Here is an 18,325-nt window from a genome sequence, read left to right on the forward strand (position 1 = left end):
TCGGTCCGTGCTGTTCAGCTCACGGTGACGGCCGGCTCCCCCGACACGACGCCGTCCTGCTCCATCTGTTCGGCGATCTTCATCGCCTCCTCGATGAGGGTCTCCACGATCTTCGACTCGGGAACGGTCTTGATGACCTCGCCCTTGACGAAGATCTGCCCCTTGCCGTTGCCGGAGGCGACCCCCAGATCCGCCTCGCGCGCCTCACCGGGTCCGTTCACCACGCACCCCATGACGGCGACCCGCAACGGGACTTCCATGCCCTCAAGACCGGCCGTGACCTCGTCGGCCAGCTTGTAGACGTCCACCTGGGCCCGCCCGCAGGACGGGCAGGAGACGATCTCCAGCCGGCGCTGCTTGAGGTTCAGCGACTCCAGGATCTGGAGGCCGACCTTGACCTCCTCGGCGGGCGGCGCGGACAGCGACACCCGGATGGTGTCGCCGATGCCCTGGCTGAGCAGCGCCCCGAAGGCGACGGCCGACTTGATCGTGCCCTGGAAGGCCGGTCCCGCCTCCGTCACACCGAGGTGCAGCGGGTAGTCGCTCTGCGCGGCGAGCTGCCGGTAGGCCTCGACCATCACGACCGGGTCGTTGTGCTTGACCGAGATCTTGATGTCCCGGAAGCCGTGCTCCTCGAAGAGCGACGCCTCCCACAGCGCGCTCTCCACGAGCGCCTCCGGCGTGGCCTTGCCGTACTTCTGCAGCAGCCGCTTGTCGAGCGACCCGGCGTTGACGCCGATCCGGATCGGCGTGCCGTGGTCCTTCGCGGCCCGCGCGATCTCCTTCACCTTGTCGTCGAACTGCTTGATGTTGCCGGGGTTGACGCGGACGGCCGCGCACCCGGCCTCGATCGCCGCGAACACGTACTTCGGCTGGAAGTGGATGTCCGCGATCACCGGGATCTGCGACTTGCGGGCGATGGTCGCCAGCGCGTCCGCGTCGTCCTGTGTGGGACAGGCGACGCGGACGATCTGACAGCCGGACGCGGTGAGTTCGGCGATCTGCTGGAGGGTGGCGCCGATGTCCGAGGTGCGGGTCGTCGTCATCGACTGCACCGACACCGGGGCGCCGCCCCCGACCGCCACCGGCCCGACATGGATCTGCCGCGACACGCGCCGCTCGGCGATCGGCCGGGCCGGTACCTCGGGAACTCCCAAGGAGATGGCGGTCATCGTGCTACTCCCGGTTTCCGGAGACCGTCTCGCGCATGGCGCGCAGCGACTCCTTCAGGGACCCCATGGTGGCGAGGACGGCGGTGGGCTCGTAGCCGCAGTGCGCCATGCAGTTGGCGCAGCGCGGGTCCTTGCCGCGGCCGTACTTGTCCCAGTCGGTCTCCTCGATCAGCTCGCGGTACGTCGGGACGTACCCGTCGCTCATCAGGTAGCAGGGGCGCTGCCAGCCGAAGAGCGAGTAGTTCGGGATCGCCCACGCGGTGCACGGGAAGTCGACCTTGCCCTCCAGGAAGTCCAGGAAGAGCGGGGAGTGGTTGAGCCGCCACTTCTTGCGGTTGCCGCCCGAGAAGGCCTTCTTGAACAGCTCTCGGGTCTGCTCCACGCCCAGGAAGTGCTCCTGGTCGGGCGCCTTCTCGTAGGCATACGCGGGCGAGATCATCATCTCGTCCACGTGCAGGTCGTCATTGAGGAAGTTGAGCACCTCGATGATGGTCTGCGGGGTGTCGGTGTTGAAGAAGGTCGAGTTGGTGGTGACCCGGAAGCCGCGCTTCTTGGCCTCCTTGATCGCCGCCACCGCCTCGTCGAACACACCCTCCTTCGCCACCGACTCGTCGTGGCGTTCGCGCAGCCCGTCGATGTGCACGGCGAAGGCGAAATAGGGCGAGGGCGTGAACTTGTCCATCTTCTTGCGCAGCAGCATGGCGTTGGTGCAGAGGAAGACGTACTTCTTCTTCGCCACCAACTGCCGCACGATCTCGTCGATCTGAGGGTGCATCAGCGGCTCACCGCCGGCGATGGACACCATCGGCGCACCGGACTCCAGCACCGCCCCGACGGCCTGGGCCACCGGCATGCGCTGCTTGAGCACCCCGGCGGGGTGCTGGATCTTGCCGCAGCCCTCGCATGCGAGGTTGCACGCGAAGAGGGGTTCCAGCTCCACGATCAGCGGGAACTTGTCCCGCTTGCGGATCTTCTGTTCGGCCAAGTATGTAGCGACCTTGATGGTCTGACGCAGCGGCATGGCCATCTGGCTCACCTCCTGGGGAGCAGCAAAGAACGGTGCCATTCGAAGAAAGCGGGAAGAACGGATCGAAGAACGCGGAAAGCCGATATTCCACCGCGCACCGTGCCGATCCGGACGAGTTCATGTTCAGGAGCGTCCACGACCACCCGTACGGCCGCAACAGGGCGCTCACCGGTGCGTACGGCGCTCAGGAGCGTCGCCGCGGATTCCATGTCGACCGCGATCGCGCCGGTCGCGAGCAACTCCGACCGTTCGTGACCGCGGATGACGTGATCGGAGCCGGTGAGCGGTCCGGTGTGGACCGTGCGCCCGGGCACGGCGCGCATGAGCTCCTTGACCAGCAGGTCGGTTCCGACGCACGGGACGGTCCCGCGCGGGTGCCGGGTCTCCTCGGCGACCACCAGGTCCCCGGGGTGCATCCCCGGGGCGAGACCCGCGCAGAAGCCCGTAGCGAGGACGGCGGCCCCCGCGAGCTCCGGCTGGGCCAGGATCCGGGTGGTGGAGGCCTCTGCGGCCTCCGGTCCCATCCCCGTGCGCAGGACGGTGACCGGCCCGTCGGCCCCGCGGTGGTCGCGGCTGCGCAGGGCGAGGCTCTCGATGCCGAGCGCGCAGGCGATCAGCAGCGGGGCCGGTGCGGGCTGTGTGCTCATCAGCCCCCCTCGACCTCTGGGAAGGGTTTCTTCGCGAAGGGCTCCCCGTGCACGTACCGGCCGAGAGCGGTGAGTGGGAACACCTGCCGGTAGAGGTGGTAGTTGATGGAGAAGTCCCCCGGGAAGCCGGTCCCGGTGAAGTAGGGCTCGTCCCAGGAGCCGTCCTCCAACTGGGTGACGGCGAGCCACTCCACACCGCGTTCGACGGCCTTGGAGTCGTGCTCCCCGGCCGCCATCAGCGCCATCAGTGCCCATGCCGTCTGCGAGGGGGTGGAGGCGCCATGGCCGCTCCACTTCTTCGCGTCGTCGTAGGAGCGCAGGTCCTCGCCCCAGCCGCCGTCGTCGTTCTGGACCGACTCCAGCCAGGTGACCGCCCGGCGGATCGCCGGGTGCGAGCCGGGGATGCCGGCGGCCGCGAGGGCCGGTACGACGGACCCGGTCCCGTAGATGTAGTTGACACCCCAGCGTCCGAACCACGAGCCGTCCGGCTCCTGTTCGGCGAGCAGCCACTCGATGCCGCGCCGGGTGCGCGGATCGTGCGAGAGCCCCTCGACGGCCAGCATCTCCACCACGTGCGCCGTCACGTCGGCCGACGGCGGGTCGATGACCTCGCCGAAGTCGCAGAACGGCAGCCGGTTGGGGAACGGGCTGGTGTTGTCGACGTCGAAGGCGCCCCAGCCCCCGTTCTTCGACTGCATCCCGAGGTTCCAGCGCACCCCCCGCCCGATCGCCTTCTCCAGCCGCTCCGGGTCGTGGTGACTGACCCGGCGCAGCGCGAGGACGACCTCGGCCGTGTCGTCGATGTCGGGGTAGTTGTCGTTGTGGAACTCGAACGCCCAGCCGCCCGGCGGCAGTTGGGGTCGCTTCACGGCCCAGTCGCCGGGTCTGACGATCTCCTCACCGAGCATCCAGTCCGCCGCTCGGACGAGTTGCGGATGATCTGCGGGCACGCCCGCGTCGGCCAGCGCGATGGTGGCGAGGCAGGTGTCCCACACCGGCGACTGACAGGCCTCGATCATCCGGGCCCCGTCCTCGCGCCAGACGGCGAACCGGTCCAGGGACGCCAACCCCTCGCGCATGACGGGGTGTTCGAGGTCGTAGCCGAGCAGGGACAGCGCGATCACCGAGTACACGGCCGGCGGCTGGATCCCGCCCCAGCAGCCGTCGTTCTCCTGTCGCTCGACGATCCAGCGGGCGGCGGAGTTCATGGCCGCCCTGCGCAGCCGGCGCGGCGCGACCTTGCGCAGTTGGTGCAGCGCCTTGTCCAGGCGCTGGAAGGCGCCGTCCCAACTCGCCGCCGGGGCAAGGGGCTTGGGCGGATTCGGCTGGGTGGGGTCGGTGTGCAGCTCGTCGAGCGCGAACGGCGCGGGCCGTACCGGCCGCTTCGCGGAGACGACGGTGAGCGGGACGATGGTCTGCCGCGCCCAGCACCCGAAGTCGTAGATGTTGAGCGGGACCCACTTGGGGAAGAAGATGAGCTCCGGCGGGAGTTCGGGCAGGTCCTCCCACTTCCACCAGCCGAACAGCGCCAGCCAGATCCGGGTGAAGACCCGGGCCGAGGCCACGCCACCCCGCTCACGGATCCACGCCGAGGCCTTCGCCATGTGCGGGGCGTCCGGCGCGTCGCCGGCCAGCCGCAGGGCGACGTACGCCTCGATGGTGGTGGAGAGTTCGCCCGGTCCGCCGTAGAACGAGGCCCAGGTGCCGTCCTCGCGCTGCTCGCCGCGGACGAACAGGCCGGCGGCACGCGTGGTCTCCTCGTCGCGGATCCCCAGGAACTGACGCAGGAGCAGATCCTCGGCGTCCATGGTGACGTTCGTCTCCAGGTCGCCCTTCCACCAACCCTGGGGGTCCTGCCGCGACAGCAGGTAGTCGGTGGCGCGTTGTACGGCGCGTACGGCGGTGTCCGGTCCCCCCGCCGCCACGGGGGTCGTGCTGTCGGTTTCGCTGGCCGAGGCAGCGCGGGGCGGCAGGGCCCCGGTGCTTCCGTCGGTCGTCGCTGTCATGGCTTCCCCTTCGTGCAGTCGTTCAAATCGTGCTGCTGTGGGTCCGCCGTCGGCCGGTGCATGGGTGGTGCCCAAGGCACCGGCCGGCGACTACGCGAGGGTTATTCGACCGATAGTGATCATCTCTTTCGTACGACGACGAAGTCGGCGAGCGCCGCGAACTGTGCCCGCACCCGGTCGGGCATGTCGATGGCGTCGAGGGCACCGATGGCGATGGTGTGCTGACGGCGTGCCTCTTCGGCCGTCCATTCGCGGCCGCCCGCCGCCTCGATGAGGGAGGCGCGGGCCGCGAACTCCTCCTCGGAGAAGTTCTCGAAGTCGCTGCTCTTGGCGTCCGCGGCGAGGATCTCGCCGAGCTGCTCGGAGGCGGGACCGCCCGCCGCGAGCGCGGCCACCACCGGCAGGGACTTCTTGCGCTGGCGCAGGTCGCTCCAGGCCTGCTTGCCGGTCGACACCGGGTCGCCCCAGATGCCTAGGAGGTCGTCGACGGCCTGGAAGGCCAGGCCGAGGTGGTGGCCGTACTTCTCAAGGGTGTCGGCGGTGTAGTCGTCCGCGCCGCCGAGCACCGCGCCGACGGAGGAGGCACAGGCCAGCAGGGCGCCGGTCTTGTTGCCCTCCATCTCCTGGCACTCCTCGACGCTGACGCGGTCGCGGTGCTCGTAGGAGATGTCCTGGGCCTGTCCGTCGATGAGGGCGCGGGTCGCGGAGGTGAGGCGGCGGGCGGCGCGGCCGGCCTCGGCGGTGCCGAGCTCCAGCAGCATCTCGTTGGCGAGGGCGAACAGGGCGTCGCCGACCAGGATCGCCTGGGCGGGGCCGTGCACCTTCCAGACGGTGTCACGGTGGCGGCGCTGTTCGTCGCCGTCCATCAGGTCGTCGTGCAGCAGCGAGAAGTTGTGGACCAGCTCGACGGCGACGGCGCCGGGGATGCCGATCTCGGGTGCGGCGCCGGTGACCTCGGCGGACAGCACCGCGAGGGCGGGACGTACGGCCTTGCCGCCGTCGCCGTGCGCGGGGTTGCCGTCGGCGTCGATCCAGCCGAAGTGGTAGGCGGAAACGGTGTCCATGGGAGGGGCCAGGCGGTCGATGGCCGCCCGCAGTACCGGTGTGGCCAGGGTCCGGCCGCGCTCCAGGAGCGCGGTCACGTCCACCGCGTCGGCAGCCGTCGAGGCCGGGGGCACAGTGGGCACAGTCTCTCCTCTTGTTGCGGTACCGGAGGTGCGGGGGCCGCCTGCCGCCTGCTGATCGAGCATCACGCCGCCTCCTCGACTTCGAAGAGGTGGCGGGGGCGGGGCCGGCCCAGGGCGGCGAGTGCGGCGTCCGCCGCGCTCACCCCACTGCGGACCGCACTCTCCATGGTCGCGGGCCACCCTGTGGCGGTCCACGCACCGGCCAGGTACAGGCCGGGGGCTCTGGTGCGGGCGCCGGGCCGCAGCCGCCCGACGCCTGGGGTCGGAGCGAACGTCGCCGTGCGCTCCCTGGTCACGAAGAAGTCCTTCACCTCGGCACCGCGGGTGCCGGGCAGCAGCCGCTCCAGCTCCGGGAGGTAGCGCTCCCGCAGCGCGGCCACGGGCGCGTCGATCTCGTCCTGGGCGGCGGACTGGGACAGCGCGAGGTACTGGCCCTCGCGCAGCCCGGAGGCGTCGGTGCGGTCGAAGACCCACTGCACCGGGGTGCCCAGCGCCGCGAAGAAGGGCTTGTCGAGCACCTTCCGGTCGTAGACGACGTGCACGTTGAGGATCGGCGCGGTGGTGATGTCGAGGAGCTTTTCGGGAGCGTCGAGCGCGCCCTGGGGCAGCAGGTCGTGGGCCTCGCGCTGGGCGACGGCGAGGACGACCGTGTCCGCCTCCAACGTCTCGCCGGGAACCTGAACGATCCAACGCCCGTTCTCGTCAGTAGAGATGGAGGTGACTCGTGTACGGATCTCGGTACGCACGCCCGCGGAGTCGAGCGCCTTGCGGGCGAGCCGGTCATGCAGTTCACCCAGCGGGACGTGCGCCCATCCGATGTCGGCCGCGCCCGGTTCGGACAGCAGACCGGTCTTGAACACCATCGCGGCGAGCCCCAGCGAGGCGTCGCCCGCGACCGCGTTGAGAGTGGCGACCCCGACCAGGTCCCACAGGGCCTCGATGGCACGCGCCGACTGACCGTGCGCGGTCAGCCAGCTGCCGAAGTCCTGTGCGTCCAGGCTCGGATCGGCGAGGTCGAGCCCTTTGAGCGCGAGCGCGGCACGCCCGACCCTGGCACGCTCGGCGAGCGAGAGGTGCGGATACGTGGCGAGGCTGCGCCCCAGGTGCAGCGGTACCGGCAGCGCGTCGCGGCGCAGCCGTCCCAGCCGCCGTCCCTCGGGCTTGTCGACGTCTAGTACGGGCACGTCGAGACGATCCTGCAGCGGTGCCAGCGCCGTGCCCTCGATCCGGTCGAGGAACCAGCGGTAGGCGGTGCAGCAGCGCAGGTACACGTGCTGGCCGTTGTCGACGGTCAGTTCGCCGCGCTGGAAGGAGAAGGCCAGGCCACCCAGTCTCGGCCTGCCCTCGATCAGGGTGACGCGTACGCCCGCGTCGGCCAGCGCGAGCGCGGCGGTGATGCCGGCGAGCCCGCCGCCGACCACGACGGCGTCCCGCCCGGCTCGTGCCGGGACGTCCGCGGGCAGCCCCTCGGACTGCGTCCCGTCGGTCATCGTGCGCCCTCCCCCGAGCGGCCACCGCGGTCGAACCCCGCGCGGCAGGCCGTTGCAGTCAGGGACGCCGTCTCCGACCGGAGGGTTGCGTGCCGTTTTTCTCCGGTGGAATCGCCTTGGACCGAATTGTCCATCAGGCGCGCCTCCTGATGGTCCTCCGCGTCACACCGCGGGCGTCCAGGCCGGACAGCCCGCGCACGGCGACGTACGCCTTCTCCCGCCCGGGCAGCGAGACCCGGCCGCGCAGCACGGCCTCCGGGTCGCGCTCGATCCGGTCGAGGAGCCGGCGGTAGATCCCGGCCATGGCGGCCACGCACGCGCCGCTGCGCCGGTCGAGCATGGGGAGCAGCCGGTAGCCCTCGGCGAAAAGGGTGCGGGCCCGTCGCACTTCGAAGTGGACGAGACCCGCGAAGTCGGAGCCCTCCGGTGGGGTCGGCCCGTTGAACCCGGCCGAGCACCCGAATTTCGCGAGGTCGTCGGCGGGCAGATAGGTCCGCCCGTTCTCGGCGTCCTCGCGGACGTCCCTGAGGATGTTGGTGAGCTGGAGCGCCAGCCCGAGCGTGTCGGCGTACTCCGACGCGCGCTCGACGCCGGGCGCCCCCGCCTCGGGGCCGAACACACCGAGCGAGAGCCGCCCGATCGCGCCCGCCACGCACCGGCAGTAGACCTTCAGGTCGTCCCAGGTCTCGTAGGTCTCGCCCTGTACGTCCATCAGCACGCCGTCGATCAGCTCGTCCAGGCCGTCGAGCGGGATCGGGAAGGCCTGGGCGGCATGGGCGAGGGCGACCGCGACCGGGTCGGTGTCGTCCTCCTCGACCGCCCCCTCGCGGACCCGGGTCAACAGCGCCCGGGTGTCCTCGAGTCTCGCGCCCTTGACGTCGACCGCCAGCGTGCCGTCCCCGATGTCGTCCACTCGCCGGGAGAACGCGTACAGCGCCGACATGGCGCGACGTTTCGGCGTGGGCAGCAGTCTGATCCCGTAAGCAAAGTTACGGGCCTGCTGTCCGGTGACGGCCTCGCAGTAGCTGTAGGCGGCGAGTACCGGCGGGGACACCTGTGGTGAGTCCACGGTCCGGATCACCCCTCTCCTCGCAGAGTCACGCCCACCTCGCGCAGCAGCTGGATCTTGCCGGGCTTGGGCGGGCCGGGAAGTACGTCGTATTCGGCGGCGGCGATCGCCTTGATCGCCGCCCTCCCCCCCGCCACGAACCCCGCGAGCAGCAGCTTCAACCTGCCGTGGACGCTACCCACCAGGGGGGCGCCTTCATTCAGGAGATCGCGTGCGCGTTCCGCTTCGTATGCAACCAGGGCGCGCACCGAGGCGCTCGCGCTGGCCGTGGCGAGATCCGCTTCCTGGACATGGAACCGCTTCATGTCCTCGGCGGGCAGGTAGATGCGGTCGTTGCCGAGATCCTCGGCCACGTCCTGCAGGTGTTCGACGATCTGAAGTGCGGTACAGATCGCGTCCGAGAGGTGGATCCGCTCGGGGGTCGAGGTGCCGGTGACCGAGAGGACGAGGCGGCCGACGGGGTTGGCCGAGAGCTCGCAGTAGGCGAGCAGGTCGTCGTAGGTCTCGTAGCGGCTGACGAGCTGGTCCTGGCGGTTGGCGGCGATCAGGCCGAGGAAGGGCTCGGGGGTCAGCGCGCAGCGGCGGACGGTCGGCTGCAGGCGGCGCAGCAGGGGGTGGCGCGGGGTCGAGTCGAAGACCCGGTGGAGGTCTTCCTCGAAGGCGTCCAGGAGCAGCAGCCGGTCCTCGGCCACCGCGGGCTCCACGCCGAGCAGCCGGGCGTCGGCGCCGCCGGGGGCGAGGTCGCCGTCGCCGATGTCGTCGACGAGGCGGGCGAAGCCGTAGACCGCCATCAGGTCGGTGCGCCAGGCCTTGGGCAGGAAGAAAGGTGCCACGGGGAAGTTCTCGCCCGCGGCCTTGTCGAGCGTGCCACGCTCCGGATCACCGGAGGCCGGCGTGCCGGTTCCCGTCACCACTCACTTCCCGGCGCGGGGACGGCACAGGCAGCTCCGTTGAGCTGGGGAGTTTCCGTAGCCATTGCCGTCACATCTCCCGTTCTACACTGCCGACCCAATACACACTATTTCGGACACGCCGCCCAGCCGTCCGCGCAGCCTTCCGGCACGAGGGTGTCGCGCATTATCGCCCCACTTGCCGCGTTTCGGGACCGGTCCAGCTTACGTTGTACAACGCAGCGAGGTTCTCTGGGGTGTCCTGCACATCACAACAACACACCGATTGGCGCCAAGATTCCTAAGGCGGCCACTAGTTGACGTTTCCTTTGCAGACGCGGGGCCCCGCCGGAGAGGTTCCGGCGGGGCCCGTGGAAGCGTGGTGGGCCTGACTGCCCATGTCGGGGTGGACTACTTGCCCGTGAACTTCTCGTACTCCTGCAGGACCTCTTCGGTGGGCCCGTCCATCCGCAGCTCACCGCGTTCCAGCCACAGGACGCGGTCGCAGGTGTCCCGGATCGACTTGTTGTTGTGACTGACGAGAAACACCGTGCCGGCTTCCTTGCGCAGCTCGCGGATGCGCTCCTCGGAACGTTTGCGGAAGGCCGCGTCGCCGGTGGCCAGTGCCTCGTCGATCATGAGCACGTCGTGGTCCTTGGCGGCGGCGATGGAGAAGCGCAGCCGGGCGGCCATGCCGGAGGAGTAGGTGCGCATCGGCAGGGTGATGAAGTCGCCCTTGTCATTGATCCCGGAGAAGTCGACGATCTCCTGGTAGCGCTCCCTGATCTGCTCGCGGGTCATCCCCATGGCGAGGCCGCCCAGTATGACGTTCCGCTCGCCCGTCAGGTCGTTCATCAGGGCCGCGTTCACGCCGAGCAGGGAGGGCTGGCCACCGGTGTAGACCCGGCCGCTCTCGGCGGGCAGCAGCCCGGCGATGGCGCGCAGCAGGGTCGACTTGCCGGAGCCGTTGGAGCCGATCAGGCCGATGGCCTCGCCGCGGTAGGCGACGAACGACACGCCCCGCACGGCGTGCACCTTGCGCACGCCCCGCTCCTCGCCGCGCCTGATGATCCGGCTGAGCGCGGAGGTGGCGCTGCCCTTGCCGGCCTTGGTGCCGTTGACCCGGTAGACGATGTGCAGTTCCTCGGCGACGACGGTGGGGACGCGGTCACCGTCCTGCTCGACGGACTTGTGCTCAGCCACGGCCGTACCTTTCCTCCGCCTTCCAGAAGTAGATGAAACCGCCGATCGCGAGGCACACCGCCCACAGGACCGCGACCGCCCAGACGTGGTCGGGGAGGTTCTCGGCGCCGTAGCCGTCGATCAGGGCGAAGCGCATCAGGTCCATGTAGATGGCGGCCGGGTTCCACTGCAGGACGTTCGCCAGCCACTGCGGCTTGTCGGCAAGGAAGATCGGGATGGAGAACATCACGCCGGACGCGTACATCCAGGTGCGCAGCACGAACGGCATCAGCTGCGCCAGGTCCGGGGTCGCGGAGCCGGCCCGCGCGAAGACCAGGGCGAGTCCGGTGTTGAAGAGGAACTGCAGGGCGAGCGCGGGGACGATCAGCAGCCAGGACAGGTCCGGGTAGCTGCCGAAGGCGGTCGCCACGGCGAACAGCACGATCAACGAGTACAGCAGCTGCTGGAGCTGCTGGAGCGCGAAGGAGATCGGCAGCGAGGCGCGCGGGAAGTGCAGGGCGCGGACCAGGCCGAGGTTGCCGGAGATCGCGCGGACGCCCACCATCACCGAGCTCTGCGTGAAGGTGAACACGAAGACGCCCGTGACCAGGAACGGGATGTAGACGTCGTGCGACAGGCCGCGGTTCGCCTTGAGGATCATGCCGAAGATGAAGAAGTAGACCGCCGCGTTCAGCAGCGGGGTCGCCACCTGCCAGAGCTGGCCGAGCTTCGCCTGGCTGTACTGGGCGGTCAGCTTCGCCCGCGAGAAGGCGAGGATGAAGTGCCGCCGGGCCCAGAGCTGACGGACGTACTCGACGAGGGAGGGCCGGGCCCCGCTCACGGTCAGCCCGTACTTGGAGGCGAGCTGGGCCGCTGTGAGGCCCTCGGCGGGCAAGGCGGTCGCACTCGGTGCGACCGTGCCGTCGTGCGTTGTCTCACTCACCAGTGGAAACACTTTCGTCTTCGGGATGCGCACCCGTGCGGGCTGGCAGGGGACCGGAGCCGATGGGACCCGACGGCTCACAGGAACGAGCTTGTCAGATCACAGGGGGGCGGCCCAGTCGGGTCAGCCGCCACACCGTACGCCACTTCATGGGCCTGCGCGGTCCGCACGGAGTGCTCCAGCCCTCCCGGAAACCGCCGAACCACGCGCGCAGGGCGGACCGCGAGGGGCGGCGGACGAGGGTGAGCAGCAGCCAGCTGCCGAGGTAGACCGGGATCAGCGGCGCGGGGAGGTTGCGGCGGGCGAGCCAGACGCGGTTGCGGGCGACCATGCGGTGGTAGACCGCGTGCCGCGAGGGGGCGGTCGTGGGGTGGTAGAGCACCATGTCGGACCGGTAGTCGATCATCCAGCCGGCGTCGAGGGCCCGCCAGGCCAGGTCGGTCTCCTCATGGGCGTAGAAGAACGCGTCCGGGAGGCCGCCGACCTCGGCGAAGACCCTGGTGCGGACGGCGTTGGCGCCGCCGAGGAAGGTGGTGACCCGGGAGGAGCGCATCGGGTCGGCGGCGCGCAGGCGCGGGACGTGCCGGCGCTGGGTGATCCCGGTCTCGGGATCGGCGATACGGAAACTGATGATGCCGAGCTCGGGGTCGTCCTCGAAGGCCTGGCGGCACAGCTCGGCGGTGTCGTGATGGGCGAGCAGGCCGTCGTCGTCGAGGAACATCAATATGTCGACATCACGGCCACTGGGGCCGAAGGCCTCGATGCCGACGTTACGGCCGCCGGGGATGCCGAGGTTCTCGGGCAGCTCGATCGTGCGGACGCCGTCGGGGACGTCCGGGACGGGCGAGCCGTTGCCGACCACGACGACCTCGACCGGGTCGCCGTCCTGCTTGCCGACCGCGTCGAGCAGGGCCCGCAGTTCGTCGGGGCGGTTGCCCATGGTGATGATCACCGCGCCGACCCTCATGGCGCTCACTTCAGCCTGCTGGAGGCGAGGATGGACACGAGGTGCAGCAGGGTCTGCAGCAGCGCGATGCCGGCCAGTACGGCGACACCGAGCCGCGAGAAGAACAGGTCGCCGCGCGCCTGGTCCACGATCGCCAGGACCAGGATCAGCAGGGTCGCCTCGATGCCGAGGACCAGCCGGTGGAACTTGAAGGCGGCGGCGGCCCGGCGGGCCAGGGCCATGCCGGAGGAGCGCATCTCGGACGCGGCCTCCTGGACCGGGGCCTTGCCGGTCTGGTGACGGGCGACGCCGACCAGGTCGGTCTCGGCCTTGATCAGGATCGCGCCGAGCGCCGCCAGGGTGCCGAGGAAGGCCCACAGCCAGTCGATACGGCCGCTGCCCCACGGGTCGGCGGCGCGCAGCCCGAAGCCGACGAGCACCGCCGCGTCGGTCAGATAGGCGCCGACCCGGTCCAGATAGACCCCGCCCAGCGAGTACTGCTTCTTCCAGCGGGCGATCTCGCCGTCCACGCAGTCGAGCAGCAGGTACAGCTGGACCATGAGCACGCCGAGCACGGCGCCCGGGATCCCCGGCACCAGCAGCGCCGGCGCCGCGAGCACCCCGAAGACGGTCATCAGGTAGGTGAGTTGGTTGGGCGTGACCCTGGTGTTCACCAGGTAGCGGTCGACGCGCAGGGACACCTCTCGCATGTAGAGGCGCCCCATCCAGTGCTCACCGCTGCGCCGGTCCTTGACCCCAGGAGGGTGGACGACCGGGCGGAGTTCAGCTACCGATGGCCTTGACATAGTCGGCGTAGATGTCCTTGATCTGGTCGGTCTTGAGGTCGAGGTGTTCGAGGATCGTGTAGCGGCCGGGCCTGGTCTCGGGGGCGAACTCCACGACCCGGACGAACTCCTCCGTCGTGAAGCCGATCTCCTCCGGGAACACCGGCAGCCCGTGCCGGCGCAGCACCTCGGCCATGTAGGCCGCGTCCTCGTGGGCTCCGCGCAGGTACATCGCGAAGGCCGCGCCCAGGCCGCACTGCTCGCCGTGGCTCGCGGCGCGCTTGGGGAAGAGCAGGTCGAAGGCGTGGTTGATCTCGTGGCAGGAGCCCGAGGCGGGCCGGGAGTCGCCCGAGATCGACATGGCGACACCGGTCAGGACCAGTGCCTCGGCGAGGACCTGGAGGAAGTCGTTGTCCCCGATGCCGCCGGGGTGACGCAGCACCGCCTCACCGGCCTGGCGGGCCATGGCCGCGGCGAGCCCGTCGACCTTCTCGCCCGTGACTCGGTGGGACAGCTCCCAGTCCGCGATCGAGTTGATGTTGGAGATCGCGTCGCCGATGCCGGCCCGCACGAAGCGTGCGGGGGCCTCGCGGATCACGTCCAGGTCGATGACCACGCCGATCGGGTTCGGCACACCGTAGGAGCCGCGCCCGGCGTCGTTGTCGAGGGTGGCGACCGGCGAGCACAGGCCGTCGTGCGCGAGGTTGGTCGGCACGGCCACCAGGGGCAGGCCGACGCGCGCCGAGGCGAACTTGGCGCAGTCGATGATCTTGCCGCCGCCCAGACCCACGACCGCGTCGTAGTGGCCGGCCTTTATCTCGCCGGCCAGCCGCACGGCGTCATCGAGGGTGCCGCCGCCGACCTCGTACCAGGTGGCACCGGGCAGCGTCGGTTCCAGGCGCGCGCGCAGCCGGGCCCCGGAGCCGCCGCTGACGGCGACGGCGAGCCGCCCGGACTGCGAGATCCGCTCGTCGGCGAGCACTCCGGCCAGGTCGTCGAGGGCACCCGGGCGGATGTCGACGACGAGCGGCGAGGGAATGAGCCGGGTCAGTACTGGCACGCGATCTCCCGTCCGCGGGCGAGGTCGGCGTGGTTGTCGATCTCCACCCACTGCACGTCACCGATCGGCGCGGTGTCGATCCGGAAGCCGCGGTTCACGAGCTCCTGGTAGCCGTGCTCGTAGAACTGCTGCGGGTCGGTCTCCCAGACCGTCTTGAGCGCGTCGGCCAGTTCGGGGGCTGCGTCGCCCTCGATGAGCGTGACGCCGATGTACTCGCCGGTTGCCTCGGCGGGGTCCATCAGCTTGGTGATCCTCGTCATCCCCTTCTCGGGGTCGACGACGACCTTCATCTCCTCGTCGGCCAGATCCTTCACCGTGTCCAGGGCCAGGATGATCCGCTTTCCCTCGCCCCGCGCGGCGAGCAGCGCCCGCTCGACGGAGACCGGGTGGACGGTGTCGCCGTTGGCGAGGATCACGCCGTCCTTGAGGGCGTCACGGCCGCACCACAGGGAGTAGGCGTTGTTCCACTCCTCGGCCTTGTCGTTGTCGATGAGGGTGAGCTTGACGCCGTACTTCTGCTCCAGCTCCGCCTTGCGCTCGTACACGGCCTCCTTGCGGTAGCCGACGATGACGGCGACCTCGGTCAGGCCGATCTCGGCGAAGTTGCCGAGGGTGAGGTCGAGCACCGTGATCGAGTCCTCTGCGCCCGCGGGCCCCACCGGCACCAGTGCCTTGGGCAGGGTGTCGGTGTAGGGGCGCAGACGCCGTCCGGCGCCGGCCGCCAGCACGAGGCCGATCATGCGGGTTCTCCTTCATCGTGTACTGCGGGGGCCCCTGCGGACACCCAGAAGCGGATGCTCTCGGCGAGCACCACCAGAGCCACGGCCACGGCGAGGACCGTGAGCGCGACCGTGAACTGCGAGGCCGTGAGCAGCGCGGCCAGCACGGTGACGAGCAGCGTCCGCCCGTCCTGTCCTCCGATGACGCGCACCAGCCACGCGGGGGGTGCTCCGGCATCGCCACGGATGCGGTACACCGTGTCGTAGTGATGGTAGGCGACAGCGGCCACCAGGCCGAAAGCTGCGGGAAGCGCTCCGTTCACGTCCGCTTTGGCCGCCAGGATCAGGACGGTGCCGTACTCGGCGGCCCGGAAGAAGGGCGGAACCAACCAGTCCAGAGCGCCTTTGAGGGGGCGCGAGACGGCGACGCCGGCGAGCAGGACATAGCCGACGGCGCCCAGCACGGTCGGCCAGGCGGCGCCCCAGACCGCGGCGGAGATCACCACGAGCAGCCCGCCGGCCGCGGCGCTCACCGGCGCCGGGAAGCGGGGGGCCACCCGCGAGACCAGCCCGGCCAGCGGCCCGTTGTCCGCGAGGTCAGCCAGCGCCGCCGCCGCCCGGTCCGTGCGCCGCGCCTTGCGGGTCAGCGAGCGCAGCACCCGCCCGGCGGTCGTGTACGTCGCCGCGAAGGCGCAGCCGATGAGCAGGACGTAGAAGGTGATGCGCGGGGTCGTGACGGCGGTGAGGACCGCGATCATCGCCCAGCGCTCGCCGATCGGCAGCACGATCATCCGGCGCAGCCACACCGTCCAGCCGACGCTGTCGAGCTTGTCGGAGAGGGCCGCGGTGGGGCTGGTGTTGGCGGTGGCGTCGTGGTTGGCCTCGTTGAAGGAGAAGTCGACGACGTGCCGGCAGGTCTGCAGGACCATCGCGCCGAGGGCGAGGGCCCATACGTCGTCTCCGCCGCGGGCGGCTCCCAGCGCGAGGCCGGCGTAGTAGGCGTACTCCTTGGCCCGGTCGAAGGTGGCGTCGAGCCAGGCGCCGAGCGTGGAGTACTGCAGGGAGTAGCGGGCGAGCTGGCCGTCGGTGCAGTCCAGGACGAAGGACGCGATCAGCAGCACGCCGGCCGCGACGAACCCGACGCGGGTGCCGGTGGCCGCGCAGCCCGCCGCGATCAGCGCGGTGAGCAGCGAGGCGGTGGTGACCTGGTTCGGGGTCAGGCCGCGGCGGGCGCACCAGCGGGCGAGGTAGCGGGAGTACGGGCTGATGAAGTAGGTGGTGAAGAAGCCGTCGCGGGCCTTCACCGCCGACTTCAGGCGTACGGCCTCGTCGTCCACGTCGGCGACGGCCTGCCGTGCCTCGTTGCGGGCCTGCGGGTCGACGGGAACGGCGGCGACCAGGCTGCCGAGCTCGGGGCGGCGCACGTCGGCGCCGTCGTCGTCCAGAGCGGTGACGATGCGGTCGGGAAGGCTGTCGACGGCCAGTGCCGTACCGCCTCCCGAAGAGGTCTCACGGGCCAGTGCGCGGGTGAGCGTCGCCCGGCCCTCGGGCTGCGCGGTGACGGCGCCGGCGATCGCGGCGAGCGGGAAGCGGGGGTCGGTCAGCCCGAGGCGCAGCGCGTGCACGTGGCCCACGAACCGGGCGTCGACCAGGGCGACCCGCCCGTCGGAGGGTGCCTGCGCGACGAGCCGCTCGGCGTCGACGGCGTCGACGGCTACCAGCACGTCGAAGCCGAGGGACCGCAGATCTCCCTCGATCGACGATCCGGGGACCGGCTGACCGGTGAGGATGGCGGTCGACAACCGAACTCACTCCCTGGGTGCCGACGCACGGGCGCCGGTCATGTACACGGTGGAGGCGCCCCTTGGTTGCACCAGGCGGGCGGCATGTCGGCAGAGGCTATCGGATGCCCGAAGGCCTGCGTTCACCGCCCGTTCATGAGCTGATCAACGCCGGATCCACTGGCCTTTGCCGCGATCATCATCGGTGATCCGGGGCTCCGCCCACAAACCGTGACCGCTATCCACCGCTTCGGACCGGGCATCCAGGACATCGAGGGCGCCCGGTGGTGCCGACATAGGGTGGGCGACCATGACATGGCTGATCACAGGCGGAGCGGGATACATCGGGGCCCATGTGGCGCGAGTCATGGCCGGGGCCGGTGAGCGGGTCGTCGCACTGGACGACCTCACCGCGGGAGTACCGGCCCGGCTGTCGGCGGACGTCCCGCTGACCGAGGGCTCGACACTCGACGCCGGCGTGCTCAAACGGGTCTTCGCCGAGCACGAGGTGACCGGCGTGGTGCATCTGGCCGCGCGCAAGCAGGTCGGCGAGTCCGTCGCGCAGCCGACCCGCTACTACCGGGAGAACGTCGGCGGCCTCGCCACGCTCCTGGAGGCGGTGGCCGAGGCCGGGATCGGGCGGTTCGTCTTCTCCTCCTCGGCGGCCGTGTACGGCAACCCCGATGTGGACCTCATCACGGAGGACACCCCGTGCGCGCCGGTGAACCCGTACGGCGAGACCAAGCTGGCCGGGGAGTGGCTGGTCCGGGCGGCGGGCCGGGCGCACGGCATCTCGACCGTGTGCCTGCGCTACTTCAACGTGGCGGGCGCCGCCGCGCCGGAGCTGGCCGACACCGGTGTCTTCAACATCGTGCCGATGGTCTTCGACCGGCTCACCCGCGACGAGGCCCCGCGGATCTTCGGCGACGACTACCCGACGCCGGACGGCACGTGCGTCCGTGACTACATCCACGTCGCCGACCTGGCCGAGGCGCATCTGGCGGCGGCCCGGAGGCTCGGCCAGGACGCCGGCACCGGCGACCTCACGGTGAACATCGGCCGCGGCGAGGGCGTCTCGGTACGGGAGCTGGTCACGCTCATCGGCGAGATCACCGGCGACGCCCGGCCTGCGGTCGTCGAGGGGCGCCGCCCCGGTGACGCGCCGCGCGCCGTCGCCTCGGCCGCGCTCGCCGAGCGGGAACTCGGCTGGACGGCCCGGCGCGGGGTACGCGAGACGGTGGAGTCGGCGTGGCAGGGCTGGCTGCTGCACCACGGCGGCCGAGCCGCCGACCGAACCACCACCGGCCGAACCACCGGCTGAGCTACTGAGGGTGCCCTGACCTGCGTATCGTTTCCGCAGGTCACGGCACATGACAACGGTGTTCAGTGCCGCGTTGCCCGATACCCCCCACCCGTAGTTC

At 70.5% G+C, this 18,325-nt stretch carries 17 protein-coding genes; 1 reads left to right on the top strand and 16 read right to left on the bottom strand.

Annotated features, from left to right (window positions below; genetic code table 11):
• Positions 1 to 14 precede the first annotated feature (14 nt).
• The 16 genes from ispG to M2283_RS01040 all read right to left on the bottom strand — a co-directional run bounded on the left by ispG (position 15) and on the right by M2283_RS01040 (position 16,925).
• Positions 15 to 1,172, bottom strand: a complete 1,158-nt coding sequence (gene ispG / locus M2283_RS00970) for a flavodoxin-dependent (E)-4-hydroxy-3-methylbut-2-enyl-diphosphate synthase (protein ID WP_280873964.1) — start codon at positions 1,170 to 1,172, stop codon at positions 15 to 17.
• 4 nt (positions 1,173 to 1,176) lie between these two features.
• Positions 1,177 to 2,199 carry an adenosyl-hopene transferase HpnH gene (hpnH, locus tag M2283_RS00975; RefSeq protein WP_280873965.1) on the bottom strand — a complete coding sequence of 341 codons (1,023 nt, stop codon included), beginning with the start codon at positions 2,197 to 2,199 and terminating at the stop codon, positions 1,177 to 1,179.
• Positions 2,200 to 2,204: 5 nt separating this feature from the next.
• Positions 2,205 to 2,846, bottom strand: a complete 642-nt coding sequence (locus M2283_RS00980) for a 1-hydroxy-2-methyl-2-butenyl 4-diphosphate reductase (protein WP_280873966.1) — start codon at positions 2,844 to 2,846, stop codon at positions 2,205 to 2,207.
• A complete protein-coding gene (gene shc, locus M2283_RS00985) occupies positions 2,846 to 4,852 on the bottom strand; it encodes a squalene--hopene cyclase (protein WP_280873967.1) in 2,007 nt (668 codons plus the stop codon). The genes M2283_RS00980 and shc overlap by 1 nt, the downstream gene beginning before the upstream one ends.
• A 119-nt stretch (positions 4,853 to 4,971) precedes the next feature.
• A complete protein-coding gene (locus M2283_RS00990; RefSeq protein WP_280873968.1) occupies positions 4,972 to 6,039 on the bottom strand; it encodes a polyprenyl synthetase family protein in 1,068 nt (355 codons plus the stop codon).
• 62 nt (positions 6,040 to 6,101) lie between these two features.
• On the bottom strand, positions 6,102 to 7,529 hold the full coding sequence (gene hpnE / locus M2283_RS00995; RefSeq protein ID WP_280873969.1) for a hydroxysqualene dehydroxylase HpnE: 1,428 nt from the start codon (positions 7,527 to 7,529) through the stop codon (positions 6,102 to 6,104).
• Positions 7,526 to 7,663 carry a DUF6380 family protein gene (locus M2283_RS51885; RefSeq protein WP_432423005.1) on the bottom strand — a complete coding sequence of 46 codons (138 nt, stop codon included), beginning with the start codon at positions 7,661 to 7,663 and terminating at the stop codon, positions 7,526 to 7,528. Before M2283_RS51885 ends, hpnE begins: the two co-directional genes overlap by 4 nt.
• A complete protein-coding gene (gene hpnD / locus M2283_RS01000) occupies positions 7,663 to 8,610 on the bottom strand; it encodes a presqualene diphosphate synthase HpnD (protein ID WP_280873970.1) in 948 nt (315 codons plus the stop codon). Before hpnD ends, M2283_RS51885 begins: the two co-directional genes overlap by 1 nt.
• Positions 8,607 to 9,509, bottom strand: a complete 903-nt coding sequence (gene hpnC, locus M2283_RS01005) for a squalene synthase HpnC (RefSeq protein ID WP_280873971.1) — start codon at positions 9,507 to 9,509, stop codon at positions 8,607 to 8,609. Before hpnC ends, hpnD begins: the two co-directional genes overlap by 4 nt.
• A 390-nt stretch (positions 9,510 to 9,899) precedes the next feature.
• Positions 9,900 to 10,691, bottom strand: coding sequence for an ABC transporter ATP-binding protein (locus M2283_RS01010; RefSeq protein ID WP_280873972.1), 792 nt, complete (start codon positions 10,689 to 10,691; stop codon positions 9,900 to 9,902).
• Positions 10,684 to 11,613 carry an ABC transporter permease gene (locus M2283_RS01015; RefSeq protein ID WP_280873973.1) on the bottom strand — a complete coding sequence of 310 codons (930 nt, stop codon included), beginning with the start codon at positions 11,611 to 11,613 and terminating at the stop codon, positions 10,684 to 10,686. The genes M2283_RS01010 and M2283_RS01015 overlap by 8 nt, the downstream gene beginning before the upstream one ends.
• A gap of 94 nt (positions 11,614 to 11,707) precedes the next feature.
• Positions 11,708 to 12,580: a glycosyltransferase family 2 protein gene (locus tag M2283_RS01020; protein ID WP_280874676.1), complete on the bottom strand. Its 873-nt coding sequence runs from the start codon at positions 12,578 to 12,580 to the stop codon at positions 11,708 to 11,710.
• Between the two features lie 5 nt (positions 12,581 to 12,585).
• Positions 12,586 to 13,365, bottom strand: coding sequence for a CDP-alcohol phosphatidyltransferase family protein (locus M2283_RS01025; protein ID WP_280873974.1), 780 nt, complete (start codon positions 13,363 to 13,365; stop codon positions 12,586 to 12,588).
• Positions 13,343 to 14,404: an iron-containing alcohol dehydrogenase family protein gene (locus M2283_RS01030; protein ID WP_280873975.1), complete on the bottom strand. Its 1,062-nt coding sequence runs from the start codon at positions 14,402 to 14,404 to the stop codon at positions 13,343 to 13,345. Before M2283_RS01030 ends, M2283_RS01025 begins: the two co-directional genes overlap by 23 nt.
• On the bottom strand, positions 14,392 to 15,144 hold the full coding sequence (locus tag M2283_RS01035; RefSeq protein WP_280873976.1) for a phosphocholine cytidylyltransferase family protein: 753 nt from the start codon (positions 15,142 to 15,144) through the stop codon (positions 14,392 to 14,394). The genes M2283_RS01030 and M2283_RS01035 overlap by 13 nt, the downstream gene beginning before the upstream one ends.
• Positions 15,141 to 16,925, bottom strand: coding sequence for a DUF5941 domain-containing protein (locus tag M2283_RS01040; RefSeq protein WP_280873978.1), 1,785 nt, complete (start codon positions 16,923 to 16,925; stop codon positions 15,141 to 15,143). Before M2283_RS01040 ends, M2283_RS01035 begins: the two co-directional genes overlap by 4 nt.
• Positions 16,926 to 17,214: 289 nt before the next feature.
• Between M2283_RS01040 and galE the strand changes: the two genes are divergently transcribed.
• Positions 17,215 to 18,225 carry a UDP-glucose 4-epimerase GalE gene (gene galE, locus M2283_RS01045; RefSeq protein ID WP_280873979.1) on the top strand — a complete coding sequence of 337 codons (1,011 nt, stop codon included), beginning with the start codon at positions 17,215 to 17,217 and terminating at the stop codon, positions 18,223 to 18,225.
• Positions 18,226 to 18,325 lie beyond the last annotated feature (100 nt).

It is taken from the genome of Streptomyces pseudovenezuelae (genome assembly GCF_029892565.1).
Classification (GTDB): Bacteria; Actinomycetota; Actinomycetes; order Streptomycetales; family Streptomycetaceae; genus Streptomyces; species Streptomyces pseudovenezuelae_A.